The sequence below is a fragment of the Mycobacterium sp. genome, from assembly GCF_049280035.1.
GTDB lineage: Bacteria > Actinomycetota > Actinomycetes > Mycobacteriales > Mycobacteriaceae > Mycobacterium.
Map to the genome: position 1 here is coordinate 1 of NZ_JBAPPI010000400.1, position 2,133 is coordinate 2,133.

2 protein-coding genes and 2 pseudogenes are annotated in these 2,133 nt (G+C 65.9%); all 4 read right to left on the reverse strand.

The window, feature by feature from the left end:
• Window positions 1–590, reverse strand: a 590-nt coding sequence (locus WAN71_RS13435; RefSeq protein WP_422225805.1) for an alpha/beta fold hydrolase, incomplete at its 3' end; no start/stop codon positions are given.
• A gap of 10 nt (window positions 591–600) precedes the next feature.
• A pseudogene (locus WAN71_RS13440) lies at window positions 601–1,358 on the reverse strand (alpha/beta hydrolase).
• 10 nt (window positions 1,359–1,368) lie between these two features.
• Entirely contained in the window at window positions 1,369–1,965 is a 597-nt protein-coding gene (locus WAN71_RS13445) for an NADPH-dependent FMN reductase (RefSeq protein ID WP_422225806.1), read from the reverse strand.
• Between the two features lie 15 nt (window positions 1,966–1,980).
• Window positions 1,981–2,133, reverse strand: a pseudogene (locus WAN71_RS13450) (cyclase family protein); the annotation flags it as partial.

Sequence of the window (2,133 nt, forward strand, 5' to 3'; positions counted from 1 at the left end):
GCACCGGGCCGGCGGAGACGGGCCGCGGCCAGCGCCTCCCACGCACCGGGGGCGATGCTGGATTCGAAACGACGCCGGACGTAGTCGTCGTCGGCCAGATAGGACGGATCGTGAAACAGCGCCTCGACGATGCGGCGCATGGCCGGCACCGTCGCGTCGTAGTCGTAGAGCGCCTCCATGTGCTGGTTGCGCTGGATTTCACCGCCGCCGCAGATGGCGACCATGCTGCGCATCGGTAGCACCAGCGAATCCGAGGTGGCGTCGGTGAGCAAGTTGATGGCGCCCATCGAGTTGCCGACGAAATGTGCGTTGGCGATGCCGAGTCCGTCGCAGAGCCGGGCGATGTGGCGGATCCGCATGCCGCGCCCGTCGTTGAAATCGATGACCTTGGCCGATTGTCCGAAGCCCAGCATGTCAGGCGCCAGCACCCGGTAGCGGGCAGCGAGTGCGGGTATGGCGTGCTCCCAGCCGATTTCGGCGCTGGCACCGAACTCCCCACCGTGCAGCAGGATCACCGGGTCGCCGGTGCCGGCTTCCAGGTAGCTGGTGAGCAGCCCGTCGACCACGACAGTTTTGCGTCGAAACTCCATGGCCGGTACCTCAGTTCGGGTCAAGCAGGCCGACGGGTTTGGTGGTCGTCGCATGGACCAGCAGTTCGGCCAGCTGCTGCGGCCGACTCAGGAACGGACAATGCGACGTGTCGATGGTCAACGGCTCGACGCCGAGTCGCTGGGCCACCACGTCTGCCAGCCAACGGGGCATCGAGCGGTCCTGCAAGCAGCGGATGAAGCTGCGGGTCAGATCAGCCCGCCAGAACCGCGGGATAGACACCGGTGCGACCGTGGTTTCGCCGAACCGCTCCGCGCCGAGTCGCTCGAACGCCCAGCGGGCGGTCGGCTCGTCGCAGTCATGCCAGAAGTACTCCCACGCCCCTTGGAGGTCGGCGAAGGTCATCGCGCCGTCCTCGCTGAAATTCAGATAGCCCAGCATCTTTCCGGCGTCGCCGTCGAACTCACCGTCCTCGGAGTTGCGCATTGTCATGGCCTCGGGGTAGCTGCGGCCTTCGCGCGGCAGGGCGGCGGCCAGGTAGACAATGTGGCTGACTAGATCTGTTGCGGCGTCAGCCGCGAGCGTCGCATCGAACCCGCCGCCGGAATGCCCGACGAGCACATCACCGGGCTGCAGTACCGACAAGATGGCCTCTCTACGGTTGTCGAGGGTCGACTCCTCGTTCAATCGGTCGCCATGACCGGGAAGGTCGACCGCGACCGCGGTGTGGCCGAGCTGCTCGAGTTCGGGGATCGTGCGACTCCAGCACCATGCGGCGTGAAACCCCCGTGCACCAGTACAAATCGCATGTCTTGTCCGCTACCTGGTGACCTGGCCCGGGCCGGATCGCGCGAACGTCAACAACTGCGACGCCAGCAGAATCAATTGATTCGTGACGGTCACGTCGACCAGTTCTCCTGCCTCGTCCCAGATTTGGTCTGCGGAGTTGATGGCGACGCCGAGCGGAGTGGGCCAGGCCCGCAGCGCATGACCGACGGCGCGGAGCTGGTCCAGCGTGCCGACCGCCGCCGGCCACCCGTAAGCACAGCTGATGCAGCCCCACGGTTTGTTGTCGAGATAGACGCGGGAATCGTCGCGCATGTCCTCGATGTAGTCGAGCGCGTTCTTCACCAATCCGGATATGCCGCCGCGGTATCCGGGCGATCCGACGATGACGGCGTCCGCCTCCCGCAGCGCCTCGATCAGCTGAATTGCGGCTCGCGTGCGGGCCGGTTCGTGCGGGTTGTACATCGGCAATTCGATGTCCTGGCCGCAATAAAGTCTGGTGCGTCCGCCCTGGCGTTCAACGGCGGCCAGGCAGTGGCGCAGGGCTCGTTCGGTCGACGAGTTCGCCCTGAGGGTGCCGCCGAGGCCGACCACCAGCGGCCCGTCGCTTTCCGGCTCTTCCGTCAGCATCAACCGCGCACCTCCTTACTTGATCGCGATGGGGTTCACTGGAGAGCCCACCGCACCAACGACGCTCAACGGTGGGGCGACGAGCTGGAACTCGTACACGCCATCGGCCGCACAGTCGGCCGCCAATGCGGTGAGATCCCAATACTCGCCGAGCATCAGTCCCATGTC

Bases quoted from the DNA above. Each gene is read 5' to 3' on its own strand.
- WAN71_RS13445 (WP_422225806.1), bottom strand. From the start codon at position 1,965: ATGCTGACGGAAGAGCCGGAAAGCGACGGGCCGCTGGTGGTCGGCCTC.